Consider the following 14983-nt stretch of genomic DNA (forward strand, 5'->3'; position numbering starts at 1 on the left):
CCTATCTGTCGCAGGCCAATCTGCCGGGAAAAGGCTCTACCCGCTCGTGAAGGAGCTCGCCGGCGGCACCCCTGGTCGCGCTCCCCTGGGCTACCTCAACAAACGGCGCGTCGAGGGCGTCGCCGACATCCGGTGGGTCGAGCCAGATCCAGATCGTGCCGACCACCTGCGATGGGGCCTTCGAGCAGTATGCGACCGGCGAGTGGAGTTTGGCGAGGCTCGCGGCCGAACTGGAAGCCCGTGGACTCCGGACCCGTGCCACTCCGAAGGTACCGAGCCGACCTGTGACCATCAGCGCGCTGCACAAGCTGCTGACTAACCCCTACTTCATCGGCATCGTCGCCTACAAGGGTGTGTATCACGAAGGGACACACGAGCCGCTGGTCTCCGTCAATACGTGGCTAAGAGTGCAGGACGTCATGAAGGCACATAACTTCGCAGGTGAGAAAGAAAGCCGTCACAGCCAGTATTTGAGAGGATCCGTATGGTGTAGCGAATGTGACCAGCGTTTAATTTTTTCGAGGAACAAGGGCCGTGGCGGCACCTACGACTACTTTTTCTGTATGGGTCGCCGCGACAAGCAAAAGCCCTGCAGCCGTTCCTATATCGCGGTCACCAGTGTTGAAGAAGGGGTTATTGACTTCTACCGATCCTTGCAACTGAGCGTGGCACGTGCTGCCGTCATTCGCGAAACGATTATCCGCGAACTGGCAGGCCAAACTGAGCAGGCCGCGCGCGACGTGGCCGAAGCTCGCCGTCAGCAAGAACGACTCGAGAATGAGCGCCAGAAGCTGCTTGAGGCCCATTACGCCGGGGCGATTCCGCTGGACATACTCAAACGGGAGATGGACCGCCTCACCCGCGAGTTGCATGAGGCAGACACCCGCGCCGCCGCCGTCGCGCAATCCCAGGAGGAACTTGTCAGGCTGCTCGATGCCGCGCTCGCGCTCGCGACAAACTGCTACCGGCTCTACGACACCGCCAACCACCGGGAACGCCGCATGTTCAATCAAGGTTTCTTCACCCGGCTGTACATCGCCGCAGACGGCAGTGTCGATCACGCCGAGCTACAAGAACCGTTCGTACAGCTCATGGCGCGAGATAAGGGTGTGGTGATCGCCCGCAAGAATCCCGCGCGAGCGGCTTCTCGGAGCACTTTGGAGACCGGCCTAGCAGCGACCGGCACGGACGGCGTCGCGGTGCCCCAATTGCTCTCACGCGGCCAGCAGGCCGCGAAAAGGCAAGCGCAACGCCGACAGGAAGCAGTGCTAATTAGTTTCGGCAAAGACGAACAAACCCAGCTTTCGCTGGGTTCGAACATCGATCTTTTGGCGGTGGCGGAGGGATTTGAACCCTCGGACGGGGGTTACCCGTCACACGCTTTCGAGGCGTGCTCCTTAGGCCGCTCGGACACGCCACCGGCGGGAAGCTTACCGGGCGGTCGCCCTGAGCCCTAATCGCGTGCCGACACGACGGTTTGTGGCGAGAAACGGCCATGATCACGCCACAAAACGTCGTCTCGGCGCGAGCTCAGAGAAGACCACCTCAACGATGCCGCGCGAAGAACTCCTCCAGCGGTGCGGCGCATTCGCGTTCCAGCAGCCCGCCGCGCACCTGCGGGCGGTGCGTCAGTCGCCGGTCGCGCACCACATCCCACAGCGACCCCACTGCGCCCGTCTTGGGCTCCCACGCCCCGAACACCAGCCGGCCGACCCGCGCCATCACCAGCGCGCCCGCGCACATCGTGCACGGCTCCACCGTGACCGCCAGGGTGCAGTCGGTCAGCCGCCAGCCGTCGCCCAACACCTGAGCAGCCGCACGCATCGCCAGGATCTCGGCGTGCGCGGTGGGATCACGCAGGACCTCCCGCGCATTGGCCGCGCGGGCCAACTCCGTCCCGTCGGGTCCGAACACCACCGCACCGATCGGGATATCGTCGGGCCCGGCCAGCCGGGCCGCCTCCAGCGCCTGCCGGATCAGCTCGCTGTCGGAGCTCACCGACCCAGTTTGTCCAGCACCGCGGACAGTTCGTCGGCGAAGCCCATCCGCTCGGCGATCGCCGTGATCTGCTCCTCGATCTCGGATTCTTCGTCGGCGATGATCACCCCGAGCACCCCCTCGGGCAGGCCGATATCGGCAAGCAGCCCGAGGTCGCCCTCCTCGAACGGGTCGGTGTCTTCCAGGTCCTCGTCATCGAAATCGGAATCGAGCGTGTCGAGCACCTCGGCGGCGATGTCGTAGTCCAGCGCAGCGGTCGCATCGGAGAGCAGCAGCCGGGTACCTGCCGGGGCCGGGCGCAGGATGATCAGGAACTCCTCGTCGACGTCCAGCAGACCGAACACCGCACCGGCACTACGCAGCTCACGCAACTCGGTCTCGGCCGCCGACAGGCTGTTCAACGCCGCCCGACGCAGGGCGGTACACCGCCACTTGCCGTCCTCGCGGACGACCGCGACGGCGAATCCACCGGGCAGGTCGGCAGCCTGTTGTGCGGTGGCCCGCTGTGCTCCCATGGCCGCTAACGCTAGTCGCCCGCCATGTGCTTGACCAGCGGTCACAGCCAGTCCCCATCAACCATGTGCCAACCTAGAGCGGTGACCGACACACCGGTATGCGTGCTGGGCCTTGGACTGATCGGCGGCTCGGTGATGCGGGCCGCCACGGCAGCGGGTCGCACCGTGTTCGGCTACAACCGATCGGTCGACGGGGTGAGCGCCGCACAGGCCGATGGATTCGACGCCACCGCCGCCCTCGATCAGGCGCTGACGCGTGCCGCGGACACCGAGGCGCTGATCGTGCTGGCGGTGCCGATGCCGGCACTGGCCGGCATGCTCGAACACATCCGCACCGTCGCCCCGCGTTGCGCGCTGACCGATGTGATCAGCGTCAAGGGCGCGGTGCTGGCCGCGGTGGAAAAGGCCGGTCTGCGATCACGCTTCGTGGGTGGGCACCCGATGACCGGCACCGCACACTCGGGCTGGTCTGCCGGTGACGCGGGCCTGTTCGTCGACGCCCCGTGGGTGATCAGCGTCGACGACGACGTCGACCCGACCGTCTTCGCTCAGGTCATGCGGCTGGCCCTGGACTGCGGTGCCGTGGTGGTGCCCGCGCGCTCCGATGAGCACGACGCCGCCGCGGCCGCGATCTCGCACCTGCCGCATCTGCTGGCCGAGACGCTGGCCGTGACCGCAGCCGATGTCCCGCTGGCGTTCGCGCTGGCCGCCGGTTCGTTCCGGGACGGCACCCGGGTCGCGGCGACCGCACCCGATCTGGTGCGCGCCATGTGCGAGGCCAACGCCGACCACTTGGCGACCGGCCTGGATCGGGCCATCGAATTGCTCACCGACGCTCGCGACCACCTGCTCACCCACACCTCGGTGGCCGCGCTGGTCGAGTCCGGACACGCCGCCCGGGTTCGCTACGAAAGCTTCCGCAGGCCCGACATCCTGCACGTCACCATCGGCGCCGCGCAGTGGCGGGACGAACTGGCTGCCGCCGGGCGAGCCGGCGGGGTGATCAGATCCGCGCTGCCAGTCCTGGGTAGTCCAGGATGAATCCGTCGTCGTCGACAGTGACGACGGTCTCGGCGACCGGCGACTTCAGCCCGAACCCGTCGGCCTCGCGGGTGTAGGTGATGTTCTCCAGCTCGACACTGAGCTCGGGCAACCGCACATAGACCACCGGCAGCGTCAGCGACTCGGGTCCACCACCCTTGTGCAGTTCGTTGCGCCGGATCGGCAGTGCGTTGAAGAACGGGCTGAACACCACATCCACATCGAGCGCTCCGTCGAACGCGGCGCGGCTGGTCTGGTTCTGGTGATCGCGGACCAGCCACATGCCCTCTTCGTCGCGGGCGATGGAAAGCTGGCGCTCCCGCTCGGCCAGCGTCATCGTCAGCGACAACCGTTTGGTGGCGCCTACTTCGTCGGTGACCAGGTCATAGGAGGCGCTGAAGGCGGGATCGGTCGAGGTGGCGGCCGACACGATGCGGCCGTACGCCTTGATTCGATTACCGGAAAGCTGTATCCGCACCGACTCCATCCTCGGCACATCGTGTGCTCGCCAGGTCAGGATCGCGGGCCACGCTTCGGCTGGTTCAGTCACCCTCATACCGTATGCGACGGCCCCCGGGCTCCGTAGCCACGTTGGCCGATTCCAACGCCACCTCGTCGTCGAGCAGCGGTTGCGGCAGATCACTCGACCTCGTGAAACGGGCGGCGCCGGGTTGGGACAACCACACCGCGGCGGCCAGCAGCGCATCGAGCATCAGGGCCAGCAAGGTGACCATCAACGCACCCACCAAGGCGAGATAGAACTCTCGTACCTTGATCCCGTCGATCAGGTACCGGCCGAGGCCGCCGAGGCTGGCGTAGGCGGCCACCGTAGCGGTCGCCACGATCTGCAGCGTCGCGGTCCGCAGTCCCCCGACGATGAGCGGCAGCGCGTTGGGCACCTCGACCCGGAACAGCACCTGGCGTTCGGTCATCCCCATCGCCCGGGCGGCGTCGACCACCGACGGTTCGACGGCCGCGATCCCCGAGTACGTGCCCGCCAGCAGCGGCGGGATCCCCAACAACATCAGCGCGACCGTCGGCGGGATGAGCCCGAGCCCCCACAACAGCACCCCGAGCAGCAGCACACCGAGGGTGGGCAGGGCGCGCAACGCGTTGACTCCGGTGACGACCAGGAAGGTTCCACGCCCGGTATGCCCGATGATCAGACCGATCGGTACCGCGATCAACGCCGAGAACACCACCGCGATACCGGTGTACTGCAGGTGCTCGACGATCCGGATGCCGAGGCCGGCAGGCCCCGTCCAGTTCTGCGCCGTGAAGATGAACGCCAGCGCCTCGTGCAGGAAGTTCATACCGCACCGGCCTTCGCTCGGGTCCACGGTGTGATCGCCTTGCCTGCCAACAGAATCAGCGTGTCGACAACCACCGCCAGGACGAAGATGGCGATGATGCCCGCGATGATCTGGCCGCTCTTGTTGGCCTGGTAACCCTCGGTGAACCAGGTGCCCAATCCGCCGATGCCGATCACCGAACCCACCGACACCATCGAGATGTTGGTCACCGCGACGACCCGCAGGCTCGCCACCAGAATCGGAATGGACAGCGGCAATTCCACTTTCACAACCCGGGTGAAGGGTCGGTAGCCGACGGCGGTGGCCGCGTCGCGCACCGCGGGCGGGACGGCATCCAGCGCCTCGGGCACCGCCCGGACCAGCAGTGCGGTCGTGTAGAGGGTGAGCGCCACGATGACGTTGGCCTCATCGAGGATGCGGGTCGGGATGATCAGCGGAAGCACGACGAACAGCGCCAGCGAGGGAATGGTGAAGATGATGCTGGCGGTGATCGTGCTGACCCGCCGCAGCACCGTGGTCCGCTGCACCAGCGCACCGAGGGGAACCGCGATCAGCAGGCCGAGGACGATCGGCACCAGTGACAGCCGCAGGTGGATGAGAGTCAGCGTCCACGCGTTGTCGAGGTGGGTCAGCAGATACTGCATCTACCCGGTCCGCCGCTTGCGCTCATCGTCGATGGCGGCCAGAACATCCTCGGCGCGGATCCCGCCGAGCACCTGGTCGTTGCCGTCCACGGCGACACCGAGGCCCGCCGGTGACGACAGCGCCGCGTCCAGCGCCAGCCGCAGCGTGCCGTCCGGCCGGAACAGCGAGCCGCCGGCGATGGTGCTGTCATAGAGCGAACTCCCACCGCGGTGCAGGGCCACCCCCTCGGCGTTGATCCAGCCGTACGGCTCGCCACCCGGTTTGGTGACCAGCGCCCATTGGCCCGGTGTGAGTTCGAGTGCGTCGATACCCGGTTCGCCGACATGCTGGATGTCGTGCAGCGGCAGGCCACTGTGGCGCAGGAACTGCAGACCGCGGTAGCCGCGGTCGGCGCCGACGAATCCGGCGACGAAATCGTTTGCCGGATTGGACAACAGGCGCTGCGGCGGATCGAACTGCTGCAGAACCCCACCGCGGCCGAACACCGCGACCTTCTCCCCCAGCTTGAGCGCCTCGTCGATATCGTGGGTGACGAAGACGATGGTCTTGCGCAGTTCGCTCTGCAGCCGCAGGATCTCGGTCTGCAATTCCTCACGCACGACGGGGTCCACCGCGCTGAACGGTTCGTCCATCAGCAGGATGGGCGGGTCCGCGGCCAGCGCCCGGGCCACCCCCACCCGCTGCTGTTGACCACCGGAAAGCTGCGCCGGGTAGCGTTGCGCCAGTGTGGGATCCAGCCCGACACGTTCCAGTACGCCCAGCGCGGCCTTGCGCGCCTCGCGTCGCGACTGTCCCTTGAGCACCGGGACGCATGCGACGTTGTCCACCACCCGCTGGTGCGGCATCAGCCCGGCGCTCTGGATGACGTAGCCGATACCCAGTCGCAACTTCACCGGATCGACCTTGGTGACGTCTTCCCCGTTGACCGTGAGCGTGCCGGAGGTGGGATCGATCATCCGATTGATCATCCGCATGGAGGTGGTCTTGCCGCACCCGGAGGGTCCGACGAACGCGGCGAGCGTGCCCTCGGGGATGTCGAGGGTCAGGTCATCGACCGCAACGGTGCCATCGGCGTAAGTCTTGGTGACGGAGGTGAAGGTGATCATCGGCTCACTCACTTCCCCGGCAGGGGTTGGTCGAATCCGTTGTCGGCGATCCATTTCTGTGCGGCCTCGTCGGGGTCCACACCCGAGTTCCCCTCCACCGATCCGTTCAACTCGATCAGGGCCTCGGTGGTGAGCTTGGCGCTGACGGCGTCGAGCACCGTCTTGAGCTCATTCGACATCTTCTGCGAGGCCACCAGCGGCACCACATTGGCCGCGAGGAAGACGTTCTCCGGGTCTTCGAGCACCACGAGGTTGTTCTTCTCGATCGCCGGCGAGGTGCTGAAGATGTTGGCCGCGGTGACGGTTCCGTTGCTCAGCGCCTGCACCGTCGCCGGTCCGCCGCCGTCGCTGATGGCGATGAAATTGGCGGGCGCGATGTCGAGTCCGTACTTCTGCTGCAATCCCACCAGACCGGTCTGGCGGGTCTGAAACTCCGACGGCCCACCGACTTTCACCTCGGGCGAGCGGGCGGCCAGATCGGCGATGGTCTTGAGATTCCATTCCCTGGCGGTGGTCTCGGACACCGCGAGGGTGTCCTTGTCCTCGGCCGGCGAGGGATACAGGATCGCAAGATCACCGGGAAGGGCGCGCAACAGACCCAACAGCACCTCATCGGAGGTGGTCGCGGTCGCCTCCTTGTCGAAGTACTGCAGCAGATTACCGGTGTACTCCGGGATCAGATCGATCGAATGGTCCTGCACGGCCGGGATGTAGGTCTCCCTGCTGCCGATGCCGAATTGCCGACTGATGTTGAAGCCGTTGGCCTCCAGCGCCTGTGCGTATATCTCGGCGATGATCTTCGACTCGGTGAAGTCGGCCGAACCGACCGCGATGGTTTTCAGGTCCCCCGATATCTCTCCGCCGCCGAGCGGATTGGAACTCCCGCAGCCCGCACTCACCAGGGTGAGCAATGCTGCGGTGAAGACAGCGAACCGTTTCCTGCAGCGCATACCGTCCCCTCAGGTGGCTGTGTGACGCCTGGCAATTTCTTCGACATTAACCGGCGTCGCCACGACATGCCGCGCTTTGGTTCACCGTGAGGTGGTTTGCCGACGGCCTATAGGGGGCAAGATAAGACCATGACGACCGACCCGAACGCACTGCCGCACGAATCAGAGCAGGTGCACCAACCCATTGGCACGTCGGAGCCGGTCCCCCCGCCCGAGGACAATGTCAAGTTCACCAGGGCCGCGGCCCTGTGGACCTCCCTGATCATCGGTTTCCTGGTGCTGATCGTGCTGCTGATCTTCATCGCCCAGAACACCGATCAGGGCACCTTCCACTTCCTCGGCTGGAACTGGACCCTGCCGCTGGGTGTGGCGCTGCTACTGGCTGCGGTCGGCGGCGGGTTGCTCGCTGTTCTGGTGGGCGCGGCGCGCATCGTGCAGTTGCGTATCGCGGCGCGCAAGAACCTCAAAGCCGCCCGGCGCGTGACGTAGGTCAGGCCTAGATCAGTTTCAGTCCCTCGGCAAGCAGCGGAGCCACCGCTGCACCGACACCGCCGTGGGTATCGCCGGCCTCCCTGGCGCGGAAGTCGATACCCGCGGCGATGATGGCGATCTTGAAATACGACAGGGCCATGTAGAAGTCCCAGTTCTGCAGCTCCTGCCCGCTGGCAAGGGCATAGCGCTGCGCCAGCTCGTCTGCCGAGGGCAACAGCGGCGATGTCCATGCCGCGCGCATCCCGAGGACATCGTCGAAATTTGGGTTGCGGTACACACACATCAGGGCCGCGTCCGAGAGCGGATCACCGAGTGTGGACAACTCCCAGTCGAGCACCGCCCGGACCACCGTGGGGTCCGAGGAGTCGAGGATGGTGTTGTCGATGCGGTAGTCGCCGTGCACGATCGATGCCCGCGGGCTGGCCGGAATGCGTTCCGCCAGAGCCGAATGCAGCCGGGCGACATCACCGTCCCGGGTGTCGTCGGTGAGCCGCACATGCTCCCACTGCGACCCCCAGCGCCGGACCTGCCGTTCCAGATACCCCTCGGCGCGGCCGAAATCAGCGAGCCCGACGGCCTCGGGATCGACGGCATGCAGATCGGCCAGCGCGGTGATCAACGACGTCACACACCCGTCGATCACCCCGGGTCCGCCGGCCTGCTGCAGCGCCTCCAGTTCCGCCGCGCTGCGCACCACGTTGCCGTCGACGTTCTCGACCATCTGGAACGGTGCACCCAGCACGGAGTCGTCATTGCGCATGGTGACCGCCCGGGCCACCGGCACAGCGGTCCCGGCCAGTGCGGCGACCACCTTGTACTCGCGGGCCATGTCGTGGGCGGACGGGGTCAGACCGTGCAGCGGCGGACGGCGCAGCACCCAGGCGGACTCGTCATCCCAGACCCGGAAGGTCAGATTCGACCGTCCACCGGAGAGCAGTTCGGCGCGCAGGTCACCGGCGCGGGCGATGCCCTCGGCACGAAGGTGGCGATCGAGGGCGTCGAGGTCCAGGCCGTCAAGATTGGTCACGCGAAATGTTTACCACTGCGCATTTCGCGGCAGCAGATCCCATACGTGTTCGGTGCTGTTGATCGCCGCCATCGACAGGCGGCCGCTGCGCGAGGACAGCACCCGGGTGACACCCGCGTAGTCCACCTGGACGGACAACAACCGCTCGGTCTTCATGACACGGTGCACCACCGCGTTGATCACGCCACCATGGCTGAACAGTGCGATCGTGTCATCGTGACCCGAGCCGGCGACGATGTCCTCGATGCCCGCCCAGATCCGGGACTGGAACGCGTGGGGATCGACGTCACCGGGCAGCTCGCCGTTGATCAACCGCTGCAGATCCTCCTTCGAGGCCTGCTCGATCGGCGTGTAGTGCGACAACCCGTAGTCGTATTCGGCGAGTCGCTCGTCGATGTCGACGCCCAGCCCCAGCGCGTCGGCCACCGGCTGCGCGGTCTGCTGCGCGCGCCGCTGCGGGCTGCTGACCAGCCGGGTGATCCGGAATCGGGCGAGCGCGGCGGGCAGTCGGGCCGCCTGGGCGATGCCGTCGCCGGACAGGTCGGGATCGGAACCCGCACCGGGTTCGCTGCGTAGCGGCAGCGCGTGCCGGACCAGAAGCAGTTGCACGGTGCCACCATAGGGCGGGCGACAGCGGCCGCCCCGACCGACCGCCCCGACTACGGGGTGACGACTACGGGGTGACGATGTCGAAGTTCGGGTCCGGCCGGTCGAGTACCCCGAGCAGGGTGCCCAGCGCCCCGGCATCGCCGGTGAACTCCACCCCCGGGGAGTCGCGGTCGCCGGCGGCGAAGGCCAGCAGCCTGGCCTTCGTCGCGAAGGTGACGGTGGCCGTCGCGGTCGCCGGATCGGCGGCAACGCGGCGGTGCACCAGCACGCCGTTGCGCAAAGTCAGCCGGTAGTCGGCACCCAGGTCGACGAAGGTCACGTCCAGGGTCAGGTCCAGATCCCAGGCCCGCGGTCCGTCGATGCTGATGGCCAGGGTGTCGAAGATCTGCTCGGGGCTCAGTTGGGCGATCATGGTGGGCGCCGTCGTCGTGGTCGGGGTACCGAAGTTGCCCTCCCGCAGCTCGGTTGCCCCGGAGAGGAAGAAGTTCCGCCACACCGCGTTCTCGGCCCCGTAGGCCAGCTGCTCGAGGGTGTCGGCATATAGCTCGCGCGCCGCCGGGTGGTGTTGGTCGGTGAAGATGGCATGATCCAACAGGGTTGCCGCCCAACGGTAATCGCCCGAATCGAAGGCTGCGCGGGCGATCTCGACCACCCGGTCGAGCCCGCCCATCGCCTCGACATAGCGCGGGCCGGCCGCCTCGGGCGGATGCTGCCAGAGCCGGGCGGGGTTGCCGTCGAACCAGCCCATGTAGCGCTGGTAGACCGCCTTGACGTTGTGGCTGACCGAACCGTAGTACCCGTGGGTGTGCCAGGCCTTTTCCAGCGCAGGTGGCATCCGGAAGGTCTCGGCGATCTCGATACCGGTGAATCCCTGGTTCAGCTGCCGCAACGTCTGGTCGTGCAGATAGGCGTACAGATCCCGTTGCAGCGAAAGGTATTCCACGATGTTCTCGCGCCCCCAGGTGGGCCAGTGGTGAGAGGCGAAGACGACGTCGGTGCGGTCTGCGAACGAGTCGATGGCCTCGGTCAGGTACCCGGCCCAGCCGTGCGGATCACGTACCAGGGCACCGCGCAGGGTGAGCAGGTTGTGCAGGTTGTGGGTGGCATTCTCGGCCATGCACAGCGCGCGGAATTGTGGGAAATAGAAGTGCATCTCGGCAGGGGCCTCGGTACCCGGGGCCATCTGGAACTCGATCTGCACACCGTCGACGGTGTGGGTCTCACCGGTACTGCGCACATCGATGGTGGGGACGATCATGGCCACCTCGCCCAGCGACGGCGCCTGCCCGAGACCACAACCCACCTGCCCCTGCGGCCCACGCGCCAGCACCGCACCGTACATATAGGCCGCCCGGCGGGTCATCGCCGTGCCCGCATACACGTTCTCCTGCACGGCGTGTTCGACGAACCCCTCGGGCGCCAGCACCTGCACGCGGCCCGCGTCGACGTCGGCCTGGGTGGTCACCCCGAGTACGCCGCCGAAGTGGTCGACATGGCTGTGGGTGTAGATGACCGCGGTGACGACGCGCTCGCCGCGGTGCGCTCGGTAGAGCGCCAGGGCTGCCGCAGCGGTTTCGGTCGACACCAACGGGTCGATGACGATGACCCCGGTGTCACCTTCGATGAAGCTGATGTTGGACAGGTCGAGCCCGCGCACCTGATAGATGCCCTCGACCACCTCATAGAGCCCCTGTTTGATGCAGAGCTGCGATTGCCGCCATAGGCTGGGATGCACGCTGTCGGGCGCATCGGCCGCCAGGAACCCGTAACTGTCGTTGTCCCACACGACCTTCCCGCCGGCTCCGGTGACCACACAGGGTTCCAGCGCACCGATGAAGCCACGGTCGGCGTCCGCGAAATCGCGGTCGTCCTCGAAGGGCAGGGTGTCCCGGTGCGCGCGGTTGGCGGCGGCGATCACATCGCTGGGTGGCTTGGCGGTCATATCCGTGAGACTGCCACGCAGGGGCGCCGCGCGAGCGCTAACGGACCAGTTTGTGCAGTGCCACCGGGCCCAGCGCACCGTCGGACAATTCGGCCGTCATATAAGTGCAATGTGGCTGCCGTCGGCGGTCGGTGGGTGAGCCGGGATTGAGTAACCGCAGCGTCCCACCGCCCGGCCTGTCGACGGTGGCATCCCAGGGGATGTGGCTGTGCCCGAACACCAGGACGTCGGTATCGGGATAGGCCCGCGCCATGCGGTTGTCCCGCCCGGCCGCCGCACCGGTCTCGTGCGTCACGGTGAAGCGCAGCCCGTCGAGGACGACATCGGCGCGTTCCGGTAGCCGCGCGCGCAGTTCGTCGCCGTCATTGTTGCCCCAGCACGCGACCAGCCGCCGCGCCCGCTCGGCCAACCGGTCCAGCAGGGCGACCTCCATCCAATCCCCGGCGTGGAAGACGACATCGGCCACATCCACCGCGGCCCACACCTCGGCCGGCATATCGCGCGCCCGGGTGGGCAGATGGGTGTCGGAGATCAGCAGCAGCCGCACCGGTCCGAGAGTAGCGCAACCCACGTGAAGCAAGTTGCTGGAGGGACTGCCACGAAATGCCGTCTCAACTGCGAAAACTCGCTCTAAACTGCATGTAATGCCCACTTCCAGAACGAACTTCGGCTACGCCACAGGTGTGGCGGTTTACCTGGTGTTCGTTTGCTGGTTGATTTCCGGTTGGGGCGGACCGCAGGTGACGGCGACCGTCGCGTCGCTGGGCTTCGTTGCGTTCTGTGCAGCAACGTGCGCGTGCACGGTTGCCGCCGCCATATCCGGCCGCGGCAGCATCCGCCTGGCATGGGCTGCACTGACCGTGGGCTTCCTCGGCTGGGTCCTCGGAAGTGCCGTCGACGCGTACTACGAGGTGCTGCTCGATCAGGAGCCGCCGTTCCCGTCGGTGGCCGATCTGGGGTACCTGACGCTTCCGCTTGCCGTCGTGGTGGTGTGGCTGCTGCGCACCACCACGGACCCGTTGTCGATGTTTCGTCAGTTGATGGATGGACTGGTGATCTCGTCGGCACTGTTCGTCGTGGTGTGGGTGGCGGTGCTCGACCGCCTCTTCACCCTCGATGCGTACAGCACCATGGACGCGGTCCTGACCGCCATCTACCCCATCTCGGCGCTCACCATGGTGACGCTGTCGATGTTGGTGTTGACCGTCGGACGTCCCGGGCGGCGTCAGGTCCTCGGGCTGTTCACCACCGGGCTGGCCGCCATCGCTCTCGGTGAGGTCGCCGAGTTGTACATCCAGATCAACGACAGCGTCGACTCGGCGAGCACGTTCCCGATCATCAGCAAGGTGACCGGGCTGCTGATGGTCTCGGCCGGCGCCTACATGTCGGCCCAGGACATCAGGGCTCCACGGCGCGACGACCCACGTCCGTCACCGATGACCATCATCTGGCTGCCCTACGCGCCCATGCCCTTCGCGATCATCGCGGCGGTGGCGCACCTGTGGCCCGACACGAACATCCGACCGGTACTGCTCGGCTCGACGATCCTGGTGATATCGGCGTTGGTAAGGCAGCTGACCGTGCTGGTGGAGAATCGCCGCCTGCTCGACGAGGTCGCCGCCCACGCGTTCCAGGACCCGCTGACGGGACTGGCCAACCGGCTACTGTTCACCGACCGGCTCGAACAGGCCGTCGCCCGGCAACGCCGCGGCGGCCGCCCGACGGCGGTGCTCTCACTGGATCTCGACGACTTCAAGCTCGTCAACGACAACCTGGGGCACCACTGCGGGGACGAGTTGCTGCGCGATATCGCCGGACGGTTGGTGGCGTGCCTGCCCTCCGGCCAGACCGTGGCGCGTCTCGGCGGTGACGAGTTCGCGGTCATCATCGAGGACGGTTCGCTATCCGCCGAGGAGGTCGCTGCGACGGTGGTCCGCGCCTTCGACGAGGTATTCGATCTCGGTGGGCACGAGGTGTACATCCGACCCAGCATCGGCCTCGCCGTGGCGAGCGCGACCGACGATGTTGCCGTCGGCACCGAGGAGCTACTGCGGCAGGCCGATATCGCGATGTACGTCGCGAAGCGGTCCGGGGTCGGCGGGGTGCAGATGTACTCCGCAGGGATGGAACTCACCGACACCGGCACCCTCTGGGTGGAGGACACCGCGCCGACGCCCGTGGTGCCCGAGATCACCCTGCTCGGACAGTTGCGCCGGGTCGTCGACGGTGGGGCGCTGCGACTGGCCTATCAGCCCCAGATCTCGCTGGCCACCGGCGAGATGATCGGTGTCGAGGCGCTGGTGCGCTGGCCGCACCCCGAACTGGGGTTGTTGACCCCGAATCAGTTCCTGCCGCTGATACGCCGCAGCGGATTGATGGGAGCGATGACCGATCTGGTGGTGGAGCAGGCTGCCCGCGACGCCGCGGCCTGGCATCGGCTGGGCGGCCGGGAGATCCCGGTGTCGGTCAACCTGTTCGCACCGTCGTTCGACGATGCCACGCTGCCCGAACGCATCGGCACCGTGCTGGCGCGGCACGGGCTGACCCCGACGTCGATGACTATCGAGATCACCGAGCATTACCTGCTGGCCAATGTGCGCCAGGCACGCCATGTCATCGAACAGCTGCGGGCGGCCGGCTTCCGGGTGTCCATCGACGATTTCGGCAGCGGCTACGCGACCATGAGCTACCTGCGCGACCTCCCGGTCGACGAGCTGAAACTGGACCGGCATTTCGTCTCGCCCATGCTGGAGAACACCCGCGCGGCGGCCATCGTGCACTCGATCGTCACGCTCGCCCACACCCTTGGCATCACCAGCGTCGCCGAGGGCGTCGCCGACGCCGATACCGCCGAGCTGCTGCGCGGCTACGGATGCGCGGTGGCCCAGGGCACATACTTCGGGGAGGCGGTCCACGCCGACGAGTTGCCGGTGTCCGAGCGCGGTATCACCGGGCCTGCCCAAGAAGCGCCGCCATCCGCGGTATGACGGCCTGCAGACCCTTCAACGGCCGGATCATCACCTTGAAGGACGCGATCTTGCCCTCGTCGTTCCAGTGGATCATGTCGATACCGTCGACCGTCACACCGTCGACGGTGGCCTGGAACGCCAGGATGGCCGAACGGTCGCTCTCCCACTGCTCGACATAGCGGAAGTCGGCATCACCGAAGAGCTCGGCCGCGGCGTTCAGATACTTGGCGGTCAGCGCCTTGCCCTGTTGCGGGGTGAACACCGCCGGGGAGTAGAAGACGGCGTCATCGGCGAGCTGTTCGTCGAGGACCGCCGGGTCGTGATCGGTCATGAACTCGATCCAACGTTCCAGATGCGGAGAACTCATGACTGCATA

16 protein-coding genes, 1 tRNA gene and 1 pseudogene are annotated in these 14983 nt (G+C 66.6%); 4 read left to right on the forward strand and 14 right to left on the reverse strand.

Annotated features, from left to right (window positions below; genetic code table 11):
• Window positions 1-155 precede the first annotated feature (155 nt).
• Window positions 156-587: pseudogene (locus G154_RS27370) on the forward strand (recombinase family protein); the annotation flags it as partial.
• Here the strand turns inward: G154_RS27370 and G154_RS27065 are convergent.
• The 4 genes from G154_RS27065 to G154_RS08275 form a co-directional block, all read right to left on the reverse strand.
• Complete coding sequence (locus G154_RS27065) at window positions 510-1061, reverse strand: hypothetical protein (protein WP_031601210.1); 552 nt, start codon at window positions 1059-1061, stop codon at window positions 510-512. The pseudogene G154_RS27370 and the gene G154_RS27065 sit on opposite strands and share 78 nt — an antisense overlap.
• Before the next feature lie 268 nt (window positions 1062-1329).
• Window positions 1330-1420: transfer RNA gene (locus G154_RS08265), tRNA-Ser, on the reverse strand.
• 125 nt (window positions 1421-1545) lie between these two features.
• Window positions 1546-1998 (reverse strand): nucleoside deaminase, encoded by a 453-nt coding sequence (locus G154_RS08270; protein WP_019510879.1) that lies wholly within the window; start codon window positions 1996-1998, stop codon window positions 1546-1548.
• A complete protein-coding gene (locus tag G154_RS08275; RefSeq protein WP_019510880.1) occupies window positions 1995-2513 on the reverse strand; it encodes a tRNA adenosine deaminase-associated protein in 519 nt (172 codons plus the stop codon). Before G154_RS08275 ends, G154_RS08270 begins: the two co-directional genes overlap by 4 nt.
• 63 nt (window positions 2514-2576) lie before the next feature.
• Here G154_RS08275 and G154_RS08280 point away from each other — a divergent pair, with 63 nt between their 5' ends.
• On the forward strand, window positions 2577-3554 hold the full coding sequence (locus G154_RS08280; RefSeq protein ID WP_023984984.1) for a prephenate dehydrogenase: 978 nt from the start codon (window positions 2577-2579) through the stop codon (window positions 3552-3554).
• On the opposite strand, the gene G154_RS08285 is transcribed toward G154_RS08280, so the two are convergent.
• Genes G154_RS08285 through G154_RS08305 form a run of 5 tightly spaced genes read right to left on the reverse strand, consistent with a single transcriptional unit; the run spans window position 3517 to window position 7568 of the window.
• The gene (locus G154_RS08285) at window positions 3517-4110 is read right to left on the reverse strand and encodes a putative glycolipid-binding domain-containing protein (RefSeq protein ID WP_031601211.1); all 594 of its coding nucleotides are present in this window, start codon (window positions 4108-4110) and stop codon (window positions 3517-3519) included. The genes G154_RS08280 and G154_RS08285 overlap by 38 nt on opposite strands.
• A complete protein-coding gene (locus tag G154_RS08290) occupies window positions 4097-4867 on the reverse strand; it encodes an ABC transporter permease (RefSeq protein ID WP_019510883.1) in 771 nt (256 codons plus the stop codon). Before G154_RS08290 ends, G154_RS08285 begins: the two co-directional genes overlap by 14 nt.
• Window positions 4864-5511, reverse strand: coding sequence for an ABC transporter permease (locus tag G154_RS08295; RefSeq protein ID WP_019510884.1), 648 nt, complete (start codon window positions 5509-5511; stop codon window positions 4864-4866). Before G154_RS08295 ends, G154_RS08290 begins: the two co-directional genes overlap by 4 nt.
• Entirely contained in the window at window positions 5512-6618 is a 1107-nt protein-coding gene (locus G154_RS08300) for an ABC transporter ATP-binding protein (protein ID WP_023984985.1), read from the reverse strand.
• Window positions 6619-6626: 8 nt separating this feature from the next.
• Window positions 6627-7568 carry an ABC transporter substrate-binding protein gene (locus G154_RS08305; protein ID WP_019510886.1) on the reverse strand — a complete coding sequence of 314 codons (942 nt, stop codon included), beginning with the start codon at window positions 7566-7568 and terminating at the stop codon, window positions 6627-6629.
• Window positions 7569-7697: 129 nt separating this feature from the next.
• Here G154_RS08305 and G154_RS08310 point away from each other — a divergent pair, with 129 nt between their 5' ends.
• Window positions 7698-8057: a lipopolysaccharide assembly LapA domain-containing protein gene (locus G154_RS08310; RefSeq protein WP_019510887.1), complete on the forward strand. Its 360-nt coding sequence runs from the start codon at window positions 7698-7700 to the stop codon at window positions 8055-8057.
• A 7-nt stretch (window positions 8058-8064) separates the two neighbouring features.
• Here G154_RS08310 and G154_RS08315 read toward each other — a convergent pair whose 3' ends face one another.
• The 4 genes from G154_RS08315 to G154_RS08330 all read right to left on the reverse strand — a co-directional run bounded on the left by G154_RS08315 (window position 8065) and on the right by G154_RS08330 (window position 12185).
• Window positions 8065-9087, reverse strand: coding sequence for a phosphotransferase family protein (locus tag G154_RS08315; RefSeq protein WP_019510888.1), 1023 nt, complete (start codon window positions 9085-9087; stop codon window positions 8065-8067).
• A gap of 9 nt (window positions 9088-9096) precedes the next feature.
• Complete coding sequence (locus G154_RS08320) at window positions 9097-9696, reverse strand: histidine phosphatase family protein (RefSeq protein ID WP_019510889.1); 600 nt, start codon at window positions 9694-9696, stop codon at window positions 9097-9099.
• Window positions 9697-9760: 64 nt separating this feature from the next.
• Entirely contained in the window at window positions 9761-11638 is a 1878-nt protein-coding gene (locus G154_RS08325) for an alkyl/aryl-sulfatase (RefSeq protein ID WP_019510890.1), read from the reverse strand.
• A gap of 37 nt (window positions 11639-11675) precedes the next feature.
• Entirely contained in the window at window positions 11676-12185 is a 510-nt protein-coding gene (locus G154_RS08330) for a metallophosphoesterase (RefSeq protein WP_019510891.1), read from the reverse strand.
• A 97-nt stretch (window positions 12186-12282) separates the two neighbouring features.
• On the opposite strand from G154_RS08330, the gene G154_RS08335 reads away from it, so the two are divergent.
• Window positions 12283-14625, forward strand: coding sequence for a bifunctional diguanylate cyclase/phosphodiesterase (locus G154_RS08335; protein WP_045546667.1), 2343 nt, complete (start codon window positions 12283-12285; stop codon window positions 14623-14625).
• On the opposite strand, the gene G154_RS08340 is transcribed toward G154_RS08335, so the two are convergent.
• Complete coding sequence (locus tag G154_RS08340; protein WP_019510893.1) at window positions 14585-14974, reverse strand: nuclear transport factor 2 family protein; 390 nt, start codon at window positions 14972-14974, stop codon at window positions 14585-14587. The genes G154_RS08335 and G154_RS08340 overlap by 41 nt on opposite strands.
• Between the last annotated feature and the right edge of the window lie 9 nt (window positions 14975-14983).

This window comes from Mycobacterium sp. VKM Ac-1816D, from assembly GCF_000416385.1.
In the GTDB taxonomy this organism is placed as follows: Bacteria; Actinomycetota; Actinomycetes; order Mycobacteriales; family Mycobacteriaceae; genus Mycobacterium; species Mycobacterium neoaurum_A.